The 23692-nt window shown below is 52.6% G+C and carries 23 protein-coding genes; 19 read left to right on the forward strand and 4 right to left on the reverse strand.

Annotated elements, in window-relative coordinates:
* Nucleotides 1-29: 29 nt before the first annotated feature.
* Together garL and garP are read right to left on the reverse strand one after the other, a co-directional pair.
* Nucleotides 30-800, reverse strand: coding sequence for a 2-dehydro-3-deoxyglucarate aldolase (gene garL, locus I6L53_RS19690; RefSeq protein ID WP_042325203.1), 771 nt, complete (start codon nucleotides 798-800; stop codon nucleotides 30-32).
* Nucleotides 801-828: 28 nt separating this feature from the next.
* Entirely contained in the window at nucleotides 829-2163 is a 1335-nt protein-coding gene (gene garP, locus I6L53_RS19695) for a galactarate/glucarate/glycerate transporter GarP (protein WP_042325201.1), read from the reverse strand.
* A gap of 381 nt (nucleotides 2164-2544) precedes the next feature.
* Here garP and garD point away from each other — a divergent pair, with 381 nt between their 5' ends.
* From garD to I6L53_RS19730, 7 genes are all read left to right on the forward strand, one after another.
* Entirely contained in the window at nucleotides 2545-4116 is a 1572-nt protein-coding gene (garD, locus tag I6L53_RS19700) for a galactarate dehydratase (protein WP_042325198.1), read from the forward strand.
* Nucleotides 4117-4471: 355 nt separating this feature from the next.
* Entirely contained in the window at nucleotides 4472-5731 is a 1260-nt protein-coding gene (locus I6L53_RS19705) for an ABC transporter substrate-binding protein (RefSeq protein ID WP_042325196.1), read from the forward strand.
* An 80-nt stretch (nucleotides 5732-5811) separates the two neighbouring features.
* Nucleotides 5812-6756 (forward strand): carbohydrate ABC transporter permease, encoded by a 945-nt coding sequence (locus I6L53_RS19710; RefSeq protein ID WP_042325194.1) that lies wholly within the window; start codon nucleotides 5812-5814, stop codon nucleotides 6754-6756.
* A gap of 10 nt (nucleotides 6757-6766) precedes the next feature.
* Nucleotides 6767-7591 carry a carbohydrate ABC transporter permease gene (locus I6L53_RS19715; protein ID WP_042325191.1) on the forward strand — a complete coding sequence of 275 codons (825 nt, stop codon included), beginning with the start codon at nucleotides 6767-6769 and terminating at the stop codon, nucleotides 7589-7591.
* A gap of 11 nt (nucleotides 7592-7602) precedes the next feature.
* On the forward strand, nucleotides 7603-8715 hold the full coding sequence (locus I6L53_RS19720) for an ABC transporter ATP-binding protein (protein ID WP_042325189.1): 1113 nt from the start codon (nucleotides 7603-7605) through the stop codon (nucleotides 8713-8715).
* A gap of 102 nt (nucleotides 8716-8817) precedes the next feature.
* Nucleotides 8818-10074: a Gfo/Idh/MocA family protein gene (locus I6L53_RS19725; protein ID WP_042325188.1), complete on the forward strand. Its 1257-nt coding sequence runs from the start codon at nucleotides 8818-8820 to the stop codon at nucleotides 10072-10074.
* An 18-nt stretch (nucleotides 10075-10092) separates the two neighbouring features.
* On the forward strand, nucleotides 10093-11013 hold the full coding sequence (locus I6L53_RS19730) for an ROK family protein (RefSeq protein WP_042325185.1): 921 nt from the start codon (nucleotides 10093-10095) through the stop codon (nucleotides 11011-11013).
* A 39-nt stretch (nucleotides 11014-11052) separates the two neighbouring features.
* On the opposite strand, the gene agaR is transcribed toward I6L53_RS19730, so the two are convergent.
* The gene (gene agaR / locus I6L53_RS19735) at nucleotides 11053-11823 is read right to left on the reverse strand and encodes a transcriptional repressor AgaR (RefSeq protein ID WP_042325183.1); all 771 of its coding nucleotides are present in this window, start codon (nucleotides 11821-11823) and stop codon (nucleotides 11053-11055) included.
* Between the two features lie 320 nt (nucleotides 11824-12143).
* Complete coding sequence (locus tag I6L53_RS19740; protein ID WP_042325181.1) at nucleotides 12144-12947, reverse strand: DeoR family transcriptional regulator; 804 nt, start codon at nucleotides 12945-12947, stop codon at nucleotides 12144-12146.
* Nucleotides 12948-13216: 269 nt separating this feature from the next.
* Between I6L53_RS19740 and kbaZ the strand changes: the two genes are divergently transcribed.
* From kbaZ to I6L53_RS19800, 12 genes are all read left to right on the forward strand, one after another.
* Complete coding sequence (kbaZ, locus tag I6L53_RS19745) at nucleotides 13217-14494, forward strand: tagatose-bisphosphate aldolase subunit KbaZ (RefSeq protein WP_042325331.1); 1278 nt, start codon at nucleotides 13217-13219, stop codon at nucleotides 14492-14494.
* A gap of 19 nt (nucleotides 14495-14513) precedes the next feature.
* The gene (gene agaV, locus I6L53_RS19750) at nucleotides 14514-14987 is read left to right on the forward strand and encodes a PTS N-acetylgalactosamine transporter subunit IIB (RefSeq protein WP_042325179.1); all 474 of its coding nucleotides are present in this window, start codon (nucleotides 14514-14516) and stop codon (nucleotides 14985-14987) included.
* Between the two features lie 10 nt (nucleotides 14988-14997).
* The gene (gene agaW / locus I6L53_RS19755) at nucleotides 14998-15777 is read left to right on the forward strand and encodes a PTS N-acetylgalactosamine transporter subunit IIC (RefSeq protein ID WP_042325177.1); all 780 of its coding nucleotides are present in this window, start codon (nucleotides 14998-15000) and stop codon (nucleotides 15775-15777) included.
* Nucleotides 15767-16645, forward strand: coding sequence for a PTS N-acetylgalactosamine transporter subunit IID (gene agaE / locus I6L53_RS19760; RefSeq protein WP_042325175.1), 879 nt, complete (start codon nucleotides 15767-15769; stop codon nucleotides 16643-16645). The genes agaW and agaE overlap by 11 nt, the downstream gene beginning before the upstream one ends.
* Before the next feature lie 16 nt (nucleotides 16646-16661).
* Entirely contained in the window at nucleotides 16662-17096 is a 435-nt protein-coding gene (gene agaF / locus I6L53_RS19765) for a PTS galactosamine/N-acetylgalactosamine transporter subunit IIA (RefSeq protein ID WP_042325173.1), read from the forward strand.
* The gene (gene nagA / locus I6L53_RS19770; protein ID WP_042325172.1) at nucleotides 17093-18226 is read left to right on the forward strand and encodes an N-acetylglucosamine-6-phosphate deacetylase; all 1134 of its coding nucleotides are present in this window, start codon (nucleotides 17093-17095) and stop codon (nucleotides 18224-18226) included. The genes agaF and nagA overlap by 4 nt, the downstream gene beginning before the upstream one ends.
* 293 nt (nucleotides 18227-18519) lie before the next feature.
* Complete coding sequence (locus I6L53_RS19775) at nucleotides 18520-19674, forward strand: AgaS family sugar isomerase (protein ID WP_042325169.1); 1155 nt, start codon at nucleotides 18520-18522, stop codon at nucleotides 19672-19674.
* 12 nt (nucleotides 19675-19686) lie between these two features.
* Nucleotides 19687-20562 (forward strand): tagatose-bisphosphate aldolase subunit KbaY, encoded by an 876-nt coding sequence (gene kbaY, locus I6L53_RS19780; protein WP_042325167.1) that lies wholly within the window; start codon nucleotides 19687-19689, stop codon nucleotides 20560-20562.
* Nucleotides 20563-20750: 188 nt separating this feature from the next.
* Nucleotides 20751-21227 (forward strand): PTS galactosamine transporter subunit IIB, encoded by a 477-nt coding sequence (gene agaB, locus I6L53_RS19785; RefSeq protein WP_042325165.1) that lies wholly within the window; start codon nucleotides 20751-20753, stop codon nucleotides 21225-21227.
* A 54-nt stretch (nucleotides 21228-21281) separates the two neighbouring features.
* Nucleotides 21282-22088: a PTS galactosamine transporter subunit IIC gene (agaC, locus tag I6L53_RS19790; RefSeq protein WP_042325164.1), complete on the forward strand. Its 807-nt coding sequence runs from the start codon at nucleotides 21282-21284 to the stop codon at nucleotides 22086-22088.
* A complete protein-coding gene (gene agaD / locus I6L53_RS19795) occupies nucleotides 22078-22869 on the forward strand; it encodes a PTS galactosamine transporter subunit IID (protein ID WP_042325161.1) in 792 nt (263 codons plus the stop codon). The genes agaC and agaD overlap by 11 nt, the downstream gene beginning before the upstream one ends.
* Before the next feature lie 53 nt (nucleotides 22870-22922).
* On the forward strand, nucleotides 22923-23642 hold the full coding sequence (locus I6L53_RS19800) for a galactosamine-6-phosphate isomerase (RefSeq protein WP_042325158.1): 720 nt from the start codon (nucleotides 22923-22925) through the stop codon (nucleotides 23640-23642).
* Nucleotides 23643-23692 lie beyond the last annotated feature (50 nt).

A 23692-nucleotide genomic window follows, 5' to 3' on the forward strand; every position in this document is an offset into this window, starting at 1 on the left:
ATCATTTATCTCTCTTGTTTCGGTGGTGGTTATTTCTTAAAGGCGTCAGCCAGTTTCTGCGTGGCAGAACGGAACACGCCCAGGTCGCTGCCGACGGCAACAAACGTGGCGCCCCATTCCAGATAGCGACGCGCGTCAGCATCAACCGGAGCCAGAATGCCGCTCGGTTTGCCGTGCGCTTTCGCGCGGGCAAAGATGTGCTGAATGGCTTTCTGAACCTCAGGATGAGACGCATTGCCGAGATGGCCTAACGCCGCAGCCAGATCGCTTGGGCCAACGAAAATGCCGTCGACGCCTGCGGTAGCAGCGATAGCATCGACGTTATCCACGCCCTGCTGGCTCTCAATCTGCACAATGATGGTGATGTTCTTGTTGGACTGCGCGAAGTAATCCGGGACGGTGCCAAACATGTTGGCGCGATGCGATACGGACACTCCGCGGATCCCTTCCGGCGGATAGCGCGTCGACGCGACAGCATTCACTGCCTCTTCTTCCGTTTCAACAAACGGGATCAGGAAGTTGTAAAACCCAATATCCAGCAGACGCTTGATAATGACCGGCTCATTGGTTGGTACACGCACAACCGGCGCGCTGGCACTGCCTTTCAGCGCCATTAACTGCGGAATAAAGGTGGAGACATCGTTTGGCGCATGTTCGCCATCCAGCACCAGCCAGTCGAAGCCCGCCAACCCTAAAACTTCAGTGCTGATTGGGCTTGCCAACGCTGACCAACAGCCAATCTGAATCTGATGTGCAGCCAGCGCTGCTTTGAATTTGTTCGGGAAGATGTCGTTATTCATCGCTTTTACCTTGTCACTTAACCGTTAATTATTTCTGCAGTTCCATACGTTTAATGTCACCGACAATAAACAGGTAGCACACCATTGCCATCAGCGCGGAACAGCCAACGAATACCAGCGCAGCGTTGAAGGAGTGCAGTTCACTTACCAGGTAACCGATAACCAGTGGCGTTACGATGGATGCCACATTGCCAAAGACGTTAAATACCCCGCCACACAGACCAACAATCTCCTTCGGTGCGGTATCCGAGATTACAGGCCAGCCCAGTGCGCCAAATCCTTTACCAAAGAAGGCCAGCGCCATCAGCGTCACCACCAGCGCGGTGTTGTCGGTGTAGTTGCACAGAATGATGGTAGAAGCCAGCAGCATTCCCAGCACAATCGGCAGCTTACGTGCAACGGTGATAGAAAAACCGCGCTTAATCAGATAATCCGAGAACACACCGCCCAGTACGCCACCGGCGAAACCACACAGTGCCGGAATCGAAGCCACCAGACCCACCTTCAGGATCGACATCCCTTTTTCCTGCACCAGGTAAATCGGGAACCAGGTCAGGAAGAACCAGGTGATAGTGTTGATGAAATACTGGCCGAAGAACACGCCGAGCATCATGCGGTTGGTCAATAACTGCTTGATGTAATGTAGTTTCGGACCACTGGCCACTGCGGTGCCAGGTTTTTTGTGGTCCATATCCACGACCGCACCGTTTTCAGAGATGAACTTCAACTCTTCTGCGGACATCCGCGGGTGATCGGTGGGGTTATGAATCAGTTTGACCCACAGCGCCGTCAGGACAAACCCGATTACGCCCATCACAGTAAAGACGTGCTCCCAGCCCCAGGCAAAGGTCAACCAACCAAGCAACGGTGAGAACAGAGCCAGTGAAAAATACTGGGCTGAGTTAAAGATTGCCGACGCGGTTCCACGTTCTTTGGTCGGGAACCAGGCCGCGACGATACGGGCGTTTGCCGGGAACGAAGGCGCTTCCGAGAAACCCAGCATAAAGCGCATAAAAAACATGGAGACCCCCGCCCAGGCCAGCGGGAACATATCCACGAAGCCTTGCAGGAAGGTGAACAGCGACCAGAAGAACAGGCTGTATGTATAAACTTTTTTCGAACCAAACTTATCGAGCAGCCAGCCGCCGGGGATTTGCATCAGCAGGTAGGCCCAGCCAAATGCAGAGAAGATGTAACCCATCGACACGGCACTCAACTGCAACTCTTTGGCGACTTCGGTTCCGGCAATAGACAGCGTCGCCCGATCCGCGTAGTTAACCGCAGTGACAATAAAAATTATCAGCAGAATTAAATAGCGGGTATGCGTACCTTTCTTTTTTTCTTCAACTGTATCCAGGATCATTTTATTTACCTCAGAAACTTAAGCAGACGTATTTATTATTATTTATTGATGACAGGTACTATCGCTTATTAATTAATGCAGATACGCATTTCGTGATTCAGTATAATCAGGCGGGAAGTATTAAGCATTGTGCAGATGCTCACTAAGAATGCTTATTTCAAATAATATCTTGAGCATATGCACATAACGCTGGGCGCTGATGCACATATTTACGCTTTACTGCCCCTGATAGCAGGGCTTTCACCATAACGAGTGATCTGGATCACATTCTTAATTTTGAACTCCTGACATCCTTATTTCACGACAGGACATTCTTATTTTAATAATCGGATTCGTTGAACCCTCTATATTAATATCACCCCGGCTGGAGAATACTGGACAATGGCCAACATCGAAATCAGACAAGAATCGCCGAGCGCATTTTATATAAAGGTCCACGAGACAGATAATGTGGCGATCATTGTTAATGACAATGGTTTAAAAGCCGGGACGCGATTCCCGGATGGACTGGAGCTTATTGAGCATATTCCACAGGGACATAAAGTCGCGCTGGTGGATATTCCGGTTCATGGTGAAATCGTACGTTATGGTGAAGTGATCGGCTACGCCGTGCGCGACATTCCACGTGGAAGCTGGATTGATGAATCCATGGTTGAGCTGCCGAAAGCCCCACCGTTGAACACCCTACCGCTGGCGACCAAAGTACCGGAACCACTGCCGCCGCTGGAAGGCTATACCTTTGAAGGCTACCGCAACGCCGATGGTAGCGTCGGCACCAAGAATCTGCTCGGCATTACTACCAGCGTACACTGCGTGGCGGGCGTGGTTGATTACGTCGTTAAAATCATTGAGCGCGATCTGCTGCCCAAATACCCGAACGTTGATGGCGTGGTCGGACTTAATCACCTCTACGGTTGCGGCGTGGCCATTAACGCCCCGGCAGCCGTGGTGCCAATCCGCACCATTCATAACATCTCACTGAACCCAAACTTTGGCGGCGAAGTGATGGTCATTGGTCTGGGTTGCGAAAAACTGCAGCCGGAACGTTTACTGGAAGGCACTGACGATGTGCAAAGTATTCCGGTCGATAGCGCCAGCATCGTCAGCCTTCAGGACGAAAAGCACGTGGGCTTTCGTTCCATGGTCGATGATATCCTCCAGGTCGCTGAACGCCATCTGGCTAAGCTGAACCTGCGCCAGCGCGAAACCTGTCCGGCCTCTGAGCTGGTCGTCGGCATGCAGTGCGGCGGCAGCGATGCGTTTTCCGGCGTGACGGCGAACCCGGCGGTGGGCTATGCCTCTGACCTGCTGGTACGCTGCGGTGCCACGGTGATGTTCTCTGAAGTCACCGAAGTGCGTGATGCGATTCATCTGCTGACCCCGCGCACTATCAACGAAGAGGTGGGTAAACGTCTGCTGGAAGAGATGGCCTGGTACGACAACTATCTCGATATGGGGAAAACTGACCGCAGCGCTAACCCCTCTCCGGGTAACAAAAAGGGCGGTCTGGCGAACGTGGTGGAAAAAGCGCTGGGCTCAATTGCCAAATCCGGCAAAAGCGCGATTGTCGAAGTGCTCTCGCCGGGCCAGCGCCCGACCAAACGCGGTCTGATTTATGCCGCGACGCCAGCCAGCGATTTTGTTTGCGGCACACAACAGGTGGCTTCCGGGATCACCGTCCAGGTATTCACTACGGGTCGAGGTACCCCGTATGGCCTGATGGCCGTGCCGGTGATCAAGATGGCGACGCGTACCGAACTGGCAAACCGCTGGTACGACTTAATGGATATCAATGCGGGCACCATCGCCACAGGCGAAGAGACGATTGAGGAAGTCGGTCAGAAACTGTTCGAATTTATTCTCGATGTCGCCAGCGGCCGTAAGAAAACGTTCTCCGATCAATGGGGACTCCACAACCAACTGGCAGTGTTTAACCCGGCCCCCGTGACCTGATATTTTCGAAACGAAAGCAACTGAGAAAACGGGGAATACTCCCCGTTTTTTTCCCATCCCCCGAAACATAAAGTGATAATGCTCGCAGTTTTGAAGGTTAATTTTTCACTCACCTTTTTTCGATTTCCGCCGGTAGAAAAATCCTAAGCCGTTGAAAGGAAGAGCAACACCTGATGTCTCCCTTTTCCCCCTCTTTTCGTTTTGATAAAAGAGAAACCTACCGAAAGCGCCTGCGGTTTTAATGCGATAAATCCCTCATTTTTCCCCCTTTGACTTTCCTCCTTGTTAAACAGAATATTCAATGGCTTCTGTAATTTACCTCACCGACATTCTGACCCGAATAAAGAGGGAAGTTATGTATACCTTAAATAAGAATAATGTCGCCCTGGCATGCCTTTTTTCCTGTTTACTGGCGGCACCGGCTATCGCCAGTGCTGAAGGCCAGACGACAGATAACCCCGTTAAATTACGCTACACGCTGTGGGATAGAAATCAACTCCCCGGCGAGCAGCAGCTGGTTAATGAGTTTGAAAAAAATAACCCCGGCGTGAAAGTTGAAATCGAGTTAACGCCTTATGATCAATATTTCATAAAGCTCAGTTCAGCGGTCGGCGGAAATGTGGCGCCGGATGTTTTCTGGATGAATATGCCGAATTTCCAGCAGTACGTTAAGAACAGTATGTTGGAACCTCTGACCCCTTATTTAAAAGATAAATCATCGCCGCACCTTGATGACTTTGTGAAAAGTTCCGTCGATGCTTATCAGTATCAGTCAGAACAATATGCCATTCCCCGTGATATTGACGCCATTGCGGTCTGGTATAACAAAAAAATGTTTGATCAGGCGGGCGTAGCTTATCCTGATAAAAACTGGACGTGGGACGATTTAAAACAAAAATCGGAACAGTTACGTAAAAATCTGGATCAACATTCTTATCCGCTCGCGATGGACCTCGGCAGCGGTCAGGACAGCTACTTTAACCTGCTGCTCCAGGCCGACACGCAGATTGTCCTGCCGGAGGGAAAAACCGATGTCGCCAGTGATAATGCGATCGCGATGTATCGCGACGTTCAGGGGATGCTGAAGGCAGGATTGCTCCAGCCGCCCGGCGAAATGAAAGCCGCCGATGTCTTCCAGTCCAACCGGGTCGCAATGATCTACGCGGGCTCGTGGTGGGCGCTGCCGTTCTCGCAAAACGAACTGATTAACGATCATGTCGGCGTGGTCCCGATGCCCAAAATGGCAGAGCAAGCTGGCGTCTCGCATAGTCTGGCATTCGCCATGTCGGCCAAAAGCCAACACAAAGAAGCGGCCTGGAAATTCATTGAGTTTATGAGTTCTGAGCATGCCCAGCAAACGCTGGCCGCGGGCAAAGTGGTAATTCCGGCCAATCAGAAAGTCGCCAAAGCGTGGGCTGAAGGCTTTAAGAATGTCGATGTTTCCGCCTATATCGATTCACTGGCGTTTTCTCATAAATATCCCACTGCCGGTTCCAATACCGCGAAATGGAATAGCATTCTCAACGATGGACTGAAGAAAGTCTGGATGGGGAATGATCCAGAACAAGTGATGCCTGGTGTTGCAAAACGCGTTGAGCGTGAAATGCAGAAATAATATTGAGGGAGCCCAACTCCCTCTCGCCTCTCCTGCGTTAACCCATTTATTGTTTGTAAAGTGAGCATCCCGGAGTCTGCATGAGCTATTCAGATGAAGCGACATCTCCGCCGTTATCGGCCAGGGAACCCAATAAAAAATCCCTGACCCGACTGGAAAAAGAAGAACGTTTCTGGGGGTGGATAATGATTCTGCCTCTACTGGCGGGATTAGTTATTTTTTACTTTACGCCGTTCTTCCAGAACGTATTTTACAGTTTTACCGATCTGGGTGAATTTCAGATCTGGACGACAATCAGTCTGGATAATTACATTAATTTATTCAGCGATGATGAATTTCGCTCAGCCATATTTAATACGCTGGCCTACGTCTTTATTTGTGTACCGGTGATCACGGTACTGTCTTTGCTGCTGGCCATTGGTTTAAATCAGGCGATTCGCGGTCAATGGTTGTTCCGTACGCTGTTATTTCTTCCCGCCGTCACGATGCCTGCCGCCATTGCGATGGTCTGGCAATGGTTGATGAACCGTAATTTCGGTTTGCTCAATCAGATCCTGGCCTATTTCGATATCCCCGCCATCGGCTGGCTGTCAGACCCGGATATTGTCCGCCTGAGCGCTTCACTGGTCATTATCTGGTCCGCAATCGCCCTGAAGATGATCATTCTGCTCGCCGGGTTGCAGGGGATCCCGAAGCAGATTTATGAAGCCATGTCTCTGGATGGCATCAGTAAACTGCGCGGCTTCTGGTCGATTACCCTGCCGCTAATGATCCCCACGCTGTTCTTTGTTCTGGTGATCTCGTTTATCGAAACGCTGCAAATCTTCGATGTGGTGTATCTGCTGTTTGGCAGTGCTTCCATGGTGGACGAGCAGACCATGACCATCGCTTATCTCTTTTATAAATATGCCTTTATCTACCATGAAAAAGGGTACGCCTCAGCGATTGCCGTGGTGATTTTCGTTATCACGATGGTACTGACCCTGCTGCAAATATGGATAGGCAAACGGCTTAAAGCACAGTAAGGCAATCACTATGTTCATGACAAAACGTGATAAATGGCTGATTTACGGCCTGATGATCCTGGCGACGCTGGTCACGGTGGTTCCCTTTCTCTGGATGATCATCACCTCGTTTAAAACCCAGGCGGAAAGTATTGCCTTTCCGCCGATCCTGCTGCCCGCCAGGCCAGGGTTCCAGGCATACGATAAGATCTTACATGAGATGCCCTTTGGCAGCTTTTACTTTAACTCGATCGTCTCCACGCTGGTTATCGTCATCTTACAGACGCTGATTGCCGCGATGGCGGCATATGGCTTCTCCCGCCTGCGTTTTAAAGGGCGCGATATCCTCTTTATGCTCTGTATTTCGATTCTGATGGTCCCCGGACAGATCTTTCTGATCCCGCAATTTTTAACGATCGAAAAAATTGGCCTGCTGAACTCAATCCCAGGCCTGGTGCTGCCTGGGTTATTTAGTATTTATAGCGCCTTTTTATTGCGTCAGTTTTTTCTGTCCGTCCCGAAAGAACTGGAAGAGGCGGCAATTATGGATGGCTATAACCATTTAACGATCTTTTTCAAAATCATGCTGCCACTGATTAAACCCGGGCTTATCGCCTGCGTCATTATTAACGGGTTGTGGAGCTGGAATAATTTAATGTGGCCGCTCATCGTCAATACCTCGATGGACAAAATGACGCTGCCAGTAGGGCTGGCCTCGCTTTCCGGCCGTTCAGGGGTGGAGTACCCCATGCTCATGGCGGGGGCGTTACTCGCGATTATCCCCATGTTGTTACTTTATATTTTCTTCCAGCGCTATTTCATTCGTGGCATCGCCGGTGCCGGAATTAAAGGATAAGGGGCATTGTTATGTCAGGCATTCAATTACAGTCAGTAGGCAAAATCTATCCGAATGGCTTTCAGGCGATTCATGGTGTTGACCTTGAAATTCACGATGGCGAATTTATGGTTTTTGTCGGGCCATCCGGTTGCGCAAAATCAACGCTACTGCGCATGATCGCCGGACTGGAAGATATTACTCATGGTCATATTTCAATTGGCGAACGATGCGTCAACGATCTACTGCCAAAAGAACGTGGCGTGGCAATGGTCTTTCAAAATTACGCCCTCTATCCCCACATGACGATCTACAAAAATATGGCGTTCAGCCTGCAAGGCAAAATGAACAAGCAGGAGATTGATGTGCGCGTACGGGATGCCGCGCGCAAACTGGAAATCGAAACGCTACTCGACAAAAAGCCCGGTCAACTTTCAGGAGGTCAGTGCCAGCGCGTTGCCGTTGGCAGGGCCATTGTTCGTAAGCCGGAAGTGTTTTTGTTTGATGAGCCGTTGTCCAATCTCGATGCCAAACTGCGCGTGTCGATGCGCGTACGCCTGACGGAGCTTCATCGCCAGTTGCGTCAAGAAGGAGTGAACGCAACGATGGTGTATGTCACCCACGATCAGATTGAAGCGATGACCATGGGGGACCGCATTTGTGTGCTCAATGGCGGACGGATCATGCAGGTCGACACGCCGGGCAATATCTACCATCAGCCAAAAAATAAATTCGTGGCGGGTTTCATTGGCAATCCAGCAATGAATATTCATCTTCTGGCCCTCGATCCCGATACCCACGGACTCCGTCTGGATGACGCGCTGACCTTGCCTTTAACCGCACGACTCGTCTCCCAACTGGCGAATTATCCGCATGACAGCGTCTGGTTTGGCATCCGGCCAGAGGCGATTCAGTTGGCGCAGCACAACGATCCCGCGGCGTTCGACGCCAGGATCACCAACGTGGAAAGAATGGGCAATGAAGATCTCCTGCATTTCGATATCGGCGCACAGCAAATGATCCTGCGAGTCAATTCGTCACCGGACTGGAGCCCACTTCCCGGCGAATCGATCAAGGTGAAATTCAACCTGGAAGCCGCCTTTTTATTCGATAAGCAGGATGAAGAAAATTTAGCCCGCTCCTGATGTCACGAACATCGGCAGGCGCAAAAAATATCAGTTTATTTTTTATATGCCCCACCGTGCAGAACAACGCGTATTCAGGCGAGGGCAAAATGAGAGGTTTATATGTGTGCAAAGAAAGTGACCGTATTAGTGGTTGGCGCTGGCGCGCGCGGCGAAATATATTCTCGCTACGCGCTTGAACATCCGGATCGCATGCAGGTTGTCGGTGTGGCCGAACCCAGAGAGGCGTACCGCCAACAATTTGTCGCTCAGCATAAGATTGACCAGGAAAACATCTTTAGTGACTGGAAAGAGGCAGCGGCCCGCCCGCGAATGGCAGACGTCGTGCTGATCTGCACTCAGGATACGATGCACAAAGCGCCCGCCGTCGCGTTTGCCGACCTCGGCTATCATATCTTACTGGAAAAGCCGATCGCCCCCACGCCGGAAGATTGTCGCACCATCATTGCGGCGGTGAAGCGCAACAACGTTTTATTAGGTGTCGCTCACGTTCTGCGTTACACCCGCTACACGCAAAAACTCAAATCCCTGCTCGACAGTAGGGTGATTGGCGATATCGTCAGCATGCAGCATCTCGAGCCCGTAGGTTACTGGCACCAGGCGCACTCCTTCGTTCGCGGTAACTGGCGTAATGAAGAGGAATCTTCGTTTATGCTGTTACAAAAATCCTGCCACGATATGGACTGGATCCGCTACATCATGGGCGACCACTGCCAGGACGTGACCTCATTTGGCAGCCTGAGCCATTTCGTAAAGGAGAACCAACCGGCAGGCGCCGCCGACCGCTGCCTGGATTGTCAGGTTGAGGCGACCTGTCCCTGGTCAGCCTGCAAAATTTATCTCGGCGAGGATCACAAATGCACGCCGCATTTCCGTCGCGTGCTGACGGCGGATCCCACAGAGGAAAACGTCCGCCAGGCGCTGCGCGAGGGCCCGTATGGTCGCTGCGTTTATCGCTGTGATAATGACGTGGTGGATCATCAGGTAGTGAACTTACGCTTCGCCCATCAGCAAACGGTCACCTTCACCATGACCGCCTTTACCCGTATGGAAGATCGAAAGACGCGGCTTTTCGGAACGAAAGGTTATCTCGAGGGCAATGGCGAGCAGATCCGGGTGTTTGATTTTCTGACGGATAACGAGACGGTCTACGAAATCGATGAGATTGCCGCAGGCACGCAGACCCAGATGGGAGGTCATGGCGGAGGTGACTACTATCTGATGGATCGCTTTATACACGCCGTGATGGCGGGCGATCAAAATATGATTCTCTCCGGCCCGGATGAATCCCTGGAGAGTCACTTAATGGTCTTTGCCGCAGAGCGCGCTCGCAAGGAAAACTGTCTGGTTACACTGTGAAGTTCGAGGAGATGTGGCATGTTTTACGGTGTTGATATTGGCGGCACAAAAACTGAAATTGTCGCCTTTGATAAGGAAATGCAGGTCTGCTGGCGTAAGCGCGTGGCCACGCCGGTTCAGGATTACGAACTCTTTCTCTCGACCTTTACGTCGCTTATCGATACAGCCGACTGGGCTACAGGCATGCAAGGCAAAATCGGCATTGGCATGCCCGGATTGATGGACAGGCAGACCGGAAAACTGCTGTCGTCAAACGTCCCCTGCCTGACCGGACGTCAGGTGATGAACGATCTGGCGCATCGACTCAACCGCTCGGTGGCGCTGGATAATGACTGCTGCTGCTTCGCGCTGTCGGAAGCGCATACTCATCAGGCTCGTCAGTTCTCACGAATTTATGGTGCGATCATCGGCACCGGCATGGGGGGTGGACTGGTGATTGACGGGCAGTTGTATCGTGGGCGCAACCGGATGGCCAGCGAGTTTGGCCATCTACCGCTACCCGCCACCTTTATGCGTCGCTATAACCTGCCAGAGATCAAGTGCGGCTGCGGCCTGCAGGGCTGTCTGGAGCGCTACCAGTCCGGGCCAGGTTTACTCTGGCTGCATAAGCACTTCAGCGGTGAGCAGCTAAAAATGGAGACGTTGCTGGAAAACTACCGTCATGGCAATGCCAGCGCCGTCGCCACCGTTGAGGCGTGGATTGATATGCTGGGCTGTACGCTGGCGCAACTGCAGCTCATTCTGGACGTCGACGCCTTTGTTCTGGGCGGCGGCGTCTCCAACATTGAGGAAATTTACACCTTACTGCCGGGTGCGATGTCGCGCTACCTGTTCCCCGGACTGGCACCCGCGAACGTCTTCCCTGCCGTACATGGCGCCTCAAGCGGTGTACGCGGTGCCGCGCTGTTGTTGGTCGAACAAGATGCGCTGATGCACTAAGACATCGCCGGCAAAACGCGCTTTTGCCGGCGATAGCACTTATTCATCCACGATAACGACATCCACTCCCATCTGGCTGAGCGCCTGATGGTAATGCTCCGGGATACCGCTGTCGGTAATCACCCGATCAATGCCGTTGATTTCACTGATCATGCAAAAACTCTTGCGGCCAAACTTACTGGAATCCGCCACCACCGTAACCTCCTGTGCCACCTGGCACATCACCTGATTAAGATGCGCTTCTCCCGGGTGTGGCGTGGTGATCCCGGCTTCCAGACAAAATCCATCGACGCCCAAAAAGAGCTTATCAAACCGATACTGTCTGAGCTGATGTTCCGCTGAAGGGCCATACAACGAGTAAACGCTCTGCCTGACATTTCCCCCCAGGATCATGACATCCACCCGTTCAAAATTGGCGAGTTCCCAGGCAATGTTAAGCGCATTGGTCATCACCACCAGATCGCGGCGATTTTTCAGCAGGGGAGGAATAAGCGTGGTGGTCGAGCCGGAGTCGAGAATCAACGTGTCACCATCTTTTACAAAGCTGGCCGCTTTTTCTGCAATGCGCGATTTCACATCGCGATTCAGTCGATCTTTGTCCTGTAAGGGACGATCGAGGGCAAAATGCTGATTTAACACGGCTCCGCCATAGGAGCGCATAACGCAGCCTTTCTGCTCGAGATAACGTAAGTCATTGCGGATGGTGACGCTTGAGACACCGAAATGCACGCTTAGTGGTTCGACACGAACGCTGCCTTGATCGCATAACAGGTCAATTATTTGCTCGCGACGTCTTAAGTTATCCAGCATTGCTTTTGCTCCATTGCATATTGTTATGTTTTAGCGATTCATCGCTTTCGTTTTCTTTTTAATATATTAAATCAGAAGACTTAAAGCGAATTTGTGAACACCTCCGCAGCGCTGATTTTGCAAAAAAAGCCCCTTTTTCTTTCGTTTTATCTAAATCGAAAATGAAAAATACGAAAGATCGAAAAGCGTGCAGGAAAGGAGAGCGGGAGAAAGAACGAAAAGTCAGTGAAAAAACGAAAGCGGGTTCGGCGAAAACCCGCTGACGTTTTTCTTTTTGCTTAATTGAAGGACATCACATTTTTGAATTTTAACGACGCGGCCTAAACGATAATGACCTCAACGCCGCTACGATGAAACTCAGCCAGGCTCTCTTGCGGGATGCCTTCATCGACGATGATGGTATGAATACGCTGGGTATCAATAATTTTATGCAGGCTTGAGCGGTTAAATTTACTGGAGTCGGTGACCACGATAATCCGTTCCGCCACTTCACACATCCGGCGATTCAATCGGGCTTCGTCTTCGTTATGGGTGCTGACGCCCCGCTCTAAATCAATGGCATCAACGCCCAGAAACAGCATATCGAAGTGATAATTCTGCAACGATTGCTCGGCCTGGTCGCCGTAAAACGACTGCGACTGACGACGCAGATGGCCACCGGTCATCAACAATTCCACACCATCCGCTTCCAGTAAGGCATTGGCAACGTTCATCCCGTTGGTCATCGCAATCACATCAGTATGCTGACGCATCAGGCGCGCGATCTCATACGTCGTGGTGCCAGAGTCCAGGATCACACGGTGGCCCGGTTTGATAAGCTCCACCGCCGCTTTGGCGATGCTGCGTTTCACTGCCGTATTCAGCGAGCTTTTATCTTCGACGGAAGGCTCCGCGCCCGGCGTATTGCTGTCGCAAATCAGCGCACCACCATAGGCGCGAACGGCGATCCCCTGCTTTTCCAGGAACGCCAGATCGTTGCGGATCGTCACCGTGGAAACGCCAAACAATCCCGAAAGATCGCTCACCTGCACGCTTCCTAGCTGCCGCAACCGCTGGATAATCTGCTCACGCCTTTCGCTGGTGCCTGACACCCGCTTGTCTCCAGAAGCATCGGTATTGCTCATAAGAAATCCTTTGGCTAATTCTTTCGTTTCATTTCGTTTCGCCTATTAACGCCTTTCTTTTGTCGGAATGCAAGCCGAAAAAAGCCGCTCAGAAGGGCGAAAACGGTGGCTGAATGCTTTCATTATGTTTCTTTTGTGAAACAGATCGGAAAACTATTATCTTTCGTTTTATTTTTATAGGACCATGATGCAGTATCAACTGAAACAAAACGAAAGATTGCAAGTCGCAGTTACCTGACCTGGAGAGGAAAGTGAAACATCTGACTGATATGGTGGAGCAGCATAAACGAGGTAAGGCAAACGGAATTTACGCCGTTTGTTCCGCGCATCCGCTGGTGCTGGAATCCGCAATACGTTACGCACAGGCAAATCAGTCGCCGCTGCTGATTGAAGCAACCTCGAATCAGGTTGACCAGTTTGGCGGCTACACAGGCATGACCCCAGCCGATTTTCGCCATTTTGTCTGCCAACTGGCCGACTCGCTTGATTTCCCTCAGGAGCAACTGATTCTGGGGGGAGACCACCTCGGTCCGAACCGTTGGCAAAATCTGGCCGCAGAACCGGCAATGGCCAATGCCGACGAACTGATCAGGAGCTATGTCGCCGCCGGATTCAAAAAAATCCACCTTGATTGCAGCATGTCCTGCCAGGGCGATCCCGTGCCTTTGACCGATGCCATTGTCGCGGAACGTGCCGCGCGTCTGGCGAAGATTGCTGAAGAGACCTGCATTGCCCATTTTGGCGAGTCGGATCTGGTGTATGTGATTGGCACTGAAGTGCCGGTACCGGGCGGTGCCCATGAGACGTTGACCGAACTGGCGGTGACCACGCCCGACGCGGCACGCGCAACGCTGGAAGCCCATCGCCACGCCTTTGAAAAACAGGGGCTCAATGCCATCTGGCCGCGCATTATCGCGCTGGTGGTGCAACCCGGTGTTGAGTTCGACCATACCCACATCATTGATTACCAACCGCAAAAAGCCATCGCGTTAAGCAAGATGGTGGAAGCGTATGACACGCTGGTTTTTGAGGCACACTCCACGGACTACCAAACACCGCAGTCGCTGCGCCAGTTAGTGAAAGATCACTTTGCCATCCTGAAAGTCGGTCCGGCCCTGACCTTCGCCCTGCGCGAAGCGCTGTTTTCGCTGGCCGCCATTGAAGAAGAGTTGCTCCCGGCAAAAGCCTGTTCCGACCTGCGTCATGTCCTTGAGAGCGTCATGCTCGATCGCCCGGAATATTGGCAGAGCCACTACCATGGCGATGGCAACACCCGTCGCCTGGCGCGCGGCTACAGCTATTCCGATCGTGTTCGTTACTACTGGCCGGACAGCCAGATTGATGACGCGTTTGAACGACTGGTGCGCAATCTGGCGGATGAGCCGATTCCCCTGCCGCTCATTAGCCAGTACATGCCGTTACAGTACGTAAAAGTGCGCGAGGGAGATCTCACTGCCACACCGCGAGAACTCATCATCAACCACATTCAGGACATACTGCAGCAGTACCATGCCGCCTGCCAGGGCGTAACGTCCCAGAACGGATAACAAAAAAGAGGAATACGCTATGCCAAATATTGTACTCAGCCGTATCGACGAAAGGCTCATTCATGGCCAGGTCGGGGTGCAGTGGGTCGGATTTGCGGGGGCAAATCTGGTACTGGTCGCCAACGATGAGGTGGCCGAAGACACCGTGCAACAGAACCTGATGGAGATGGTGCTGGCGGAAGGGATCGCCGTGCGTTTCTGGTCACTACAAAAAGTGATCGACAACATTCACCGCGCCGCTGACCGGCAGAAAATTTTGCTGGTCTGCAAGTCTCCCACCGATTTCCTCAGGCTGGTCGAAGGTGGGGTGCCGGTTACACGCATCAACGTAGGAAATATGCACTACGCCAATGGCAAGCAGCAGGTTGCCAAAACGGTCTCTGTCGACTCGACCGATATTGCGGCGTTTAACGGCCTGAAAGCCGCCGGGGTGGAATGTTTCGTTCAGGGCGTTCCAACAGAACCCGCGCAGGATCTCTTTAAACTCATCTGAGGCCTTCACCATGGAAATTAGTCTGTTACAGGCTTTTGCATTAGGTATCCTCGCCTTTATTGCTGGCCTGGATATGTTCAACGGATTAACACATATGCACCGCCCGGTGGTGCTTGGGCCGCTGGTCGGTCTGATTCTGGGCGATCTGCATACCGGTATTTTAACCGGCGGTACGCTGGAACTGGTGTGGATGGGACTCGCACCGCTGGCAGGCGCACAACCGCCAAACGTCATTATCGGTACCATCGTGGGCACGACATTCGCCATTACAACAGGGGTGAAACCGGATGTCGCCGTGGGCGTTGCCGTGCCGTTTGCCGTGGCAGTACAGATGGGGATTACGTTCCTGTTCTCCGTAATGTCTGGGGTGATGTCCCGCTGCGATCGCATGGCGGCAAATGCCGACACCGCCGGCATTGAACGGGTCAACTATCTGGCGCTGCTGGCGCTCGGCATTTTCTATTTCCTGTGTACGTTCCTGCCGATTTACTTCGGCGCGGAACACGCGAAAACCGCGATTGATGTCCTGCCGGAACGTCTGATTGACGGTCTCGGCGTCGCGGGCGGTATCATGCCAGCCATCGGCTTTGCCGTACTGCTGAAAATCATGATGAAAAACGTCTATATCCCTTACTTTATCATCGGTTTCGTGGGGGCCGCCTGGCTCAAGCTGCCGGTGCTGGCTATTGCCGCTGCGGCGTTGGCCATGGCGCTGATCGACCTGTTGCGTAAATCTCCAGAACCGACCCAACCTGCGGCCCAGAAAGAGGAATTCGAAGATGGCATCTAATCAACAAACTCTTCCGTCTGTTTCCGACAGCGAAGAAACGCTGCTTTCCGGCGTGAACGAAAACATCTATGAAGATCAGAGTATTGGCGCAGAGCTAACCAAAAAAGATATCAACCGGGTAGCCTGGCGTTCCATGCTGTTGCAGGCGTCGTTTAACTACGAACGTATGCAGGCTTCCGGTTGGCTGTACGGTCTGCTGCCTGCGCTGAAAAAGATCCATACGAATAAACGCGACCTGGCGCGCGCCATGAAGGGCCACATGGGTTTCTTCAATACCCACCCCTTCCTGGTGACGTTTGTCATCGGCATTATCCTGGCGATGGAGCGCTCAAAGCAGGACGTTAACAGTATTCAGAGCACCAAAATCGCCGTTGGTGCTCCGCTCGGCGGGATTGGCGATGCGATGTTCTGGCTGACGCTGTTGCCGATTTGCGGCGGTATCGGGGCCAGTCTGGCCTTGCAGGGTTCCATCCTCGGTGCGGTAGTCTTTATTGTGCTGTTTAACGTGGTCCATCTGGGTCTGCGTTTTGGTCTGGCGCACTATGCTTACCGTATGGGGGTCGCCGCCATTCCACTCATCAAGGCCAATACGAAGAAAGTGGGCCATGCGGCGTCTATCGTCGGGATGACGGTGATTGGCGCGCTCGTCGCGACGTATGTGCGTCTGAACACTACGCTCGAAATCAAGGCGGGTGATGCCGTCGTCAAGCTCCAGGCTGACGTTATCGACAAGCTGATGCCCGCCTTTTTACCGTTGGTCTATACCCTGACGATGTTCTGGTTAGTCCGCCGCGGCTGGAGTCCACTACGTCTCATCGGTATCACCGTGGTGCTGGGTGTCGTCGGTAAATTCTGTCACTTCCTGTAAAGCAAAGAGGTCTTCGATGTTAGGTATTATTTTGACGGGGCACGGTGGGTTTGCCAGCGGTATGGAAAAAGCGATGAAACAGATCCTCGGCGAGCAGTCGCAGTTTATCGCCATCGACTTTCCGGAAACCTCCACTACCGCGCTGCTCACCTCACAGCTTGAGCAGGCGATTGAGCAACTGGACGGTGAGGAAGATATCGTTTTCCTGACCGACCTGCTCGGCGGCACACCGTTTCGCGTCGCCTCAACGCTTGCGATGCTAAAACCAGGCCGGGAAGTGATCACCGGCACTAACCTGCAACTGCTGCTGGAAATGGTGCTGGATCGCGAAGGACTCAGCAGTGAAGCATTTCGTGTGCAGGCGCTGGAATGCGGGCATCGCGGCCTGACCAGTCTGGTGGATGAGCTGGGCCGTTGCCGCGAGGAGCACCCCATCGAGGAAGGAATATGACGCAGGTTTTGCGTGCCAGACGTCTGCTCACCGAACAGGGGTGGCTGGACGATCACCAGTTGCGCGTTGAAGAAGGGCTCATCACGGCAATCGAGCCGATTCCGGCGGGCATCACCGCGCGCGATGCCGAGCTACTGTGTCCCGCCTACATCGACACCCACGTCCACGGTGGCGCGGGGGTCGACGTGATGGACGATGAACCAGATGCGCTCGACAAGTTGGCGATGCACAAAGCACGGGAAGGGGTTGCCAGTTGGCTCCCCACCACCGTCACCGCGCCGCTAAAGACGATTCACCGCGCGCTGGAGCGCATTGCTCAACGCTATCATTCCGGTGGGCCTGGAGCACAGGTGCTGGGAAGTTATCTGGAAGGACCGTACTTCACGCCGCAGAATAAGGGTGCCCATCCCCCGGAACTGTTTCGGGAGCTGGACCTCGCGGAGCTGGATGAGCTGATTGCCATTTCTCGACAGACTCTGCGCGTGGTTGCGCTGGCTCCGGAAAAACCGGGAGCATTGCAGGCGATTAGCCATCTCAGACAGCAGGGTGTGCGGGTAATGTTGGGGCATAGCGCGGCAAGCTGGGCACAAACCCGGGCCGCCTTTGACGCCGGCGCAGACGGACTCGTGCACTGCTACAACGGCATGACCGGACTTCATCACCGGGAGCCCGGGATGGTCGGCGCAGGACTCACTGACCCGCGCGCGTGGCTGGAACTTATCGCCGATGGGCACCATGTCCATCCGGCAGCCATGAAACTCTGTTGCTGCTGTGCAAAAGAGAGGCTGGTGCTGATAACCGATGCGATGCAGGCTGCCGGTATGCCAGACGGAAACTACACGTTGTGCGGTGAAAAGGTCGAAATGCACGGAGGAATCGTGCGCACCGCATCCGGTAGCCTGGCGGGCAGCACGTTGTCGGTTGATGCGGCAGTGCGCAATATGGTCGAACTGACCGGGATCGCCCCTGAGGATGCGATCCATATGGCGTCGCTTCATCCAGCGCGTCTGCTGGGGATCGAGAGCCACTCAGGATCGTTAGCCCCAGGCAAACGCGCCAGCACGATCGCCCTCGATAGCGGACTTCATTTACAACAGATTTGGATTCAGGGTCAGCACCTCCCCCTTTGACCTTTTTTCTCCCAGGCCTTCGTTCATCAATCGCAAGGCCTTTCTTTTCCTTTCGATTAAGAAAACCCTCACGCCTGGATGATGGCTGAGAATCATTACAGATCAATAAGATAAAAAACCTCTCTGAACAATCGATCACACTTTTCGTTTTATTTCATTTTGCATCATTGAACTTTCGATTTCTTTCCTATAAATTTTAATCAATCGATCATGTGAACAAGTGAAACGAAACGAAAGATAGCGACATTTTGCCAGCGTCTGATGTGGAATTCACAAGACTAAGGACTTACGTTATGCCTGAAACCTATACCCCTGCTGCTGCAACAACCGGAACCTGGACCGAAGAAGAGATCCGCCAGCAGCCTGCCAGTTGGATCCGCTCGCTAACGAACATCGACGCGATGCGAACCGCGATCGACAACTTTCTTGCCCCCCTGCTTCGTAAAGACGATCTGCGGATCGTCCTGACCGGAGCGGGTACCTCGGCATTCATTGGCGAGATCATCGCCCCCTGGCTTGCCAGCCACACCGGACAAAACATCAGCGCAATACCGACCACCGATCTGGTCACCAATCCGATGGATTATCTGAATCCGGCGCATCCGCTGCTGCTGGTCTCGTTTGCCCGTTCCGGCAACAGCCCGGAAAGCGTTGCCGCAGTGGAACTGGCAAACCAGTTCGTTCCTGAGTGCTATCACCTTTCGATCACCTGCAATGAAGCAGGTAGCCTGTACCAGACCGCCGTTGCAAGCGATAACGCCTTTGCCCTGCTGATGCCGGCAGAAACGCACGATCGCGGTTTTGCGATGACCAGCAGTATTACCACCATGATGGCCAGTTGCCTGGCGGTGTTCGCACCGAAAATCTTCAACAGCCAAACCTTCCGCGATGTCGCGGATCGCTGCCAGACGATCCTGTCATCACTGGGTGATTTCAGCCACGGCGTATTTGGCAACGGTGCCTGGAAACGGATCGTCTATCTCGGAAGCGGTGGATTACAGGGGGCTGCGCGTGAATCAGCTCTGAAAGTACTCGAGCTGACCGCCGGTAAGCTGGCGGCATTTTACGACTCGCCAACGGGCTTCCGCCACGGCCCGAAATCCCTGGTGGATAACGAAACGCTGATCGTGGTGTATATCTCCAGCCATCCTTACACACGGCAGTACGATCTCGATCTGCTGGCGGAGTTGCGTCGCGACGATCAAGCAATGCGCGTTGTCGCTGTTGCGGCCGAAAGCGATTCCATCATTGAAGCTGGTCCGCACATCCTGTTGCCACCTGCACGTCATTTTATCGATAGTGAGCTGGCATTCTGCTACCTGATGTATGCCCAGGTCTTTGCGCTCACTCAGTCCATCCATGTCGGTAATACGCCGGATACTCCCTCCCGCAGCGGTACAGTCAACCGCGTCGTGCAGGGCGTCGTTATTCATCCGTGGCAGGCTTAAGAGGATCCGATCATGAGTATCATTTCCACGAAGTATCTCCTGCAAGATGCCCAGGCAAAAGGCTACGCCGTACCGGCCTTCAACATCCATAATGCCGAGACGATCCAGGCGATCCTCGAAGTGTGTAGCGAAATGCAATCACCGGTGATCCTCGCCGGTACACCAGGCACCTTCAAGCATATCGCGCTGGAGGAGCTTTACGCGCTGTGCACCGCCTACTCCACCACCTACGGCATGCCGCTGGCGCTGCATCTCGATCATCATGAATCGCTGGACGACATTCGCCATAAAGTAAACGCCGGGGTACGCAGTGCCATGATCGACGGTAGCCACTTCCCGTTTGAGGAAAACGTGAAGCTGGTGAAATCGGTGGTGGATTTTTGCCACGCCCGCGATTGCAGCGTAGAAGCAGAGTTAGGACGACTGGGTGGCGTTGAAGACGACATGAGCGTTGATGCAGAAAGCGCCTTTCTGACCGATCCGCAGGAGGCCAAACGCTTTGTTGAGCTGACCGGCGTCGACAGCCTCGCCGTCGCCATCGGCACCGCACACGGCCTTTACACCAAAAAACCGAAAATCGACTTCCAGCGTCTGGCTGAAATCCGTGAAGTGGTAGATATTCCGCTGGTGCTGCACGGCGCAAGCGATGTGCCTGATGACTATGTGCGCCGCACGATAGAGCTGGGCGTCTGTAAGGTTAACGTCGCCACCGAACTGAAAATTGCCTTCGCCGATGCCGTGAAAGCGTGGTTTGCTGATAACCCACAGGGAAACGATCCACGTTACTACATGCGTGTCGGTATGGATGCGATGAAAGAAGTGGTGAGAAGTAAAATCACGGTTTGCGGATCGGCTAACAAATTAGTGGCTGATTCCGATTTAATTTAAAGTCGTCCTGTTTCAACATCATATTCAGAAGCGTTATCTGATTTATATCAGGTAGCGCTTTCTGACCAAATAGCGGAGGAAAATAACGCCAACACATCACGCTGAATAAATTTATGAATGCGATACGGTAAAAATAATATATTTCAACAAGTTCTGTCATTCAATTATTTTATGGTGAGGATTTAAGTATGAGCAGTCCAAATATCCTGTTAACGCGTATTGATAACCGACTGGTACATGGTCAGGTGGGCGTCACCTGGACATCGACAATCGGTGCCAATCTGCTGGTCGTCGTGGATGATGATGTCGCTCAGGATGAGATTCAGCAGAAATTAATGGGCATCACCGCAGAAACCTACGGTTTCGGTATCCGTTTCTTTTCTATAGAAAAAACGATCAACGTCATCGGTAAGGCCGCGCCACACCAGAAGATATTCCTGATTTGCCGCACGCCACAAACGGTCAGAAAGCTGCTCGAAGGCGGTATTACGCTTAACGACGTGAACGTGGGCAACATGCACTTCTCGGAAGGCAAAAAGCAGATCAGCAGTAAAGTTTATGTCAATGAACAGGATCTTCAGGACCTGCAGTTCATTAAGAAACACGGCGTAAACATTTTTATTCAGGATGTCCCTGGCGATCAAAAAGAAACGATCCCGGAGTAAATAACAAGCCAATGTTTTCATATTAAAGGGACTTATTTACATGAGGTGTTTAAAATGCATGAAATAACGCTTTTACAAGGGATATCCCTCGCTGCATTAGTCTTCTTTCTGGGAATCGATTTTTGGCTGGAAGCCTTGTTTTTATTCAGACCAATTATTGTGTGTACGCTCACTGGCGCCATTCTTGGCGACATTCATATTGGTTTGATTACGGGCGGTTTGACCGAGCTGGCTTTTGCCGGCTTGACGCCCGCCGGCGGCGTCCAGCCGCCAAACCCCATTATGGCGGGGCTAATGACCACGGTGATCGCCTGGTCTACCGGCGTGGATGCCAAAACCGCCATCGGTCTCGGCTTGCCGTTCAGCCTGCTGATGCAATACGTGATTCTGTTTTTCTATTCCGCCTTCTCTCTGTTTATGTCCCGGGCCGACAATTGCGCTAAAGAAGCTAATACCAGCGCATTTGCACGTCTGAACTGGCTGACAACGCTGATTGTCGCCTGCTCATACGCCATTATCGCGTTTCTGTGTACCTATCTGGCGCAAGGTGCCATGCAGGCGCTGGTGAAAGCCATGCCGGCCTGGCTGACTCATGGTTTCGAAGTTGCGGGCGGTATTCTGCCTGCCGTCGGTTTTGGTTTGCTACTGCGTGTGATGTTCAAAGCGCAGTACATTCCTTACCTGATTGCTGGCTTCCTCTTTGTCTGCTACATCCAGGTCAACAACTTACTCCCGGTCGCGGTCCTCGGCGCGGGCTTCGCCGTGTACGAATTTTTCAATGCCAAAGCCAAACAGCAGGCACAACCCCAGCCTGTCGCCCGTAAAAATGATGATGAAGAGGATTACAGCAATGGGATCTGAAATCAGTAAAAAAGACATTACCCGTCTTGGCTTCCGCTCTTCCCTTCTTCAGGCGAGCTTTAACTATGAAAGGATGCAGGCGGGCGGCTTTACCTGGGCGATGCTGCCGATTCTGAAAAAAATCTATAAAGATGATAAGCCGGGTCTGAGTGCGGCCATGAAAGATCATCTGGAATTTATCAATACTCATCCGAACCTCGTCGGTTTCCTGATGGGCTTACTGATCTCAATGGAAGAGAAAGGAGAAAACCGCGACACCATTAAAGGTCTGAAAGTGGCGCTGTTTGGTCCCATCGCCGGGATTGGCGATGCCATTTTCTGGTTCACCTTACTGCCGATTATGGCGGGGATCTGCTCCTCTTTCGCCAGCCAGGGCAATTTACTGGGCCCGATTCTGTTCTTCGCCGTCTATTTAATGATCTTTTTCCTGCGCGTCGGCTGGACTCACGTCGGCTATTCGGTCGGGGTAAAAGCCATTGATAAGGTGAGGGAAAATTCGCAGATGATCGCCCGTTCGGCGACGATCCTTGGGATCACGGTGATTGGCGGTCTGATCGCCTCCTACGTCCATATCGATGTCGTGACCTCTTTTGCCATCGACAGTACGCACAACGTGGCCCTGCAAAAGGATTTCTTTGATAAGGTCTTCCCGAACATTTTACCGATGGGCTACACGCTGCTGATGTACTACCTGTTGCGGGTGAAAAAAGCGCATCCGGTATTGCTAATCGGTGTCACCTTTGTGCTTTCTATCGTCTCTTCCGCACTCGGTATTTTGTAAACCGCACGGGGCGCGACTTTGCGTGCGCCCCTCGCCAAAAGGATGGCTGACAAATGCAATGCATACAGTACTGCGACCATTATGACGCACTCAGCGATCGTGCCAGCGAACGGTTAATTCAGGTAATACAAGACAAACCTGACGCGACGATCTGCCTGGCGACGGGTGCGACGCCTGAACTGACCTATCGTTTCCTGGTCGAGAAAATACAGCAACGTCACGTTGATATCCGCAACGTGACCTTTGTGAAGCTCGATGAGTGGGTGGGAATCCCCTTACACACGCCGGGCACCTGCGAATCATTCCTGCAACAGCATATCATGCAACCACTTGGCCTGCGCCCGGAACAGCTGATTGGTTTTCAGTCAGAAAATATCGACGAAGCGGAGTGTGAGCGCGTGACGGATTTGATTGCCAGCCGGGGCGGTCTCGATTTATGCGTATTGGGCATCGGCAAGAATGGTCATCTGGGGCTGAACGAACCGGGAAGCGCGCTGGAACCGTTTTGCCATATCAGCAGGCTTGATGAGCAAACGCGTCACCACGACATGCTTAAATCGGCCGGTCGTCCCGTAACGCACGGCATCACGCTGGGACTGAAGGAGATCCTCAATGCAAAGGAAATTCTGCTGCTGATTGCCGGAGAAGGAAAACAGGACGCTGTTGATAAATACCTGACCACGGCCGTGACGACCGCGATTCCGGCCTCGTTTCTGTGGCTGCATGACAATACGACATGTTTACTGGATGGCTCGCGTTACTCTGATCGGTAACATCCCATCTCATTCTGACACGCTGCAGTATTTCTGCAGCGTGTTTCCCG

The sequence above is a fragment of the Citrobacter farmeri genome (genome assembly GCF_019048065.1).
In the GTDB taxonomy this organism is placed as follows: Bacteria; Pseudomonadota; Gammaproteobacteria; order Enterobacterales; family Enterobacteriaceae; genus Citrobacter_A; species Citrobacter_A farmeri.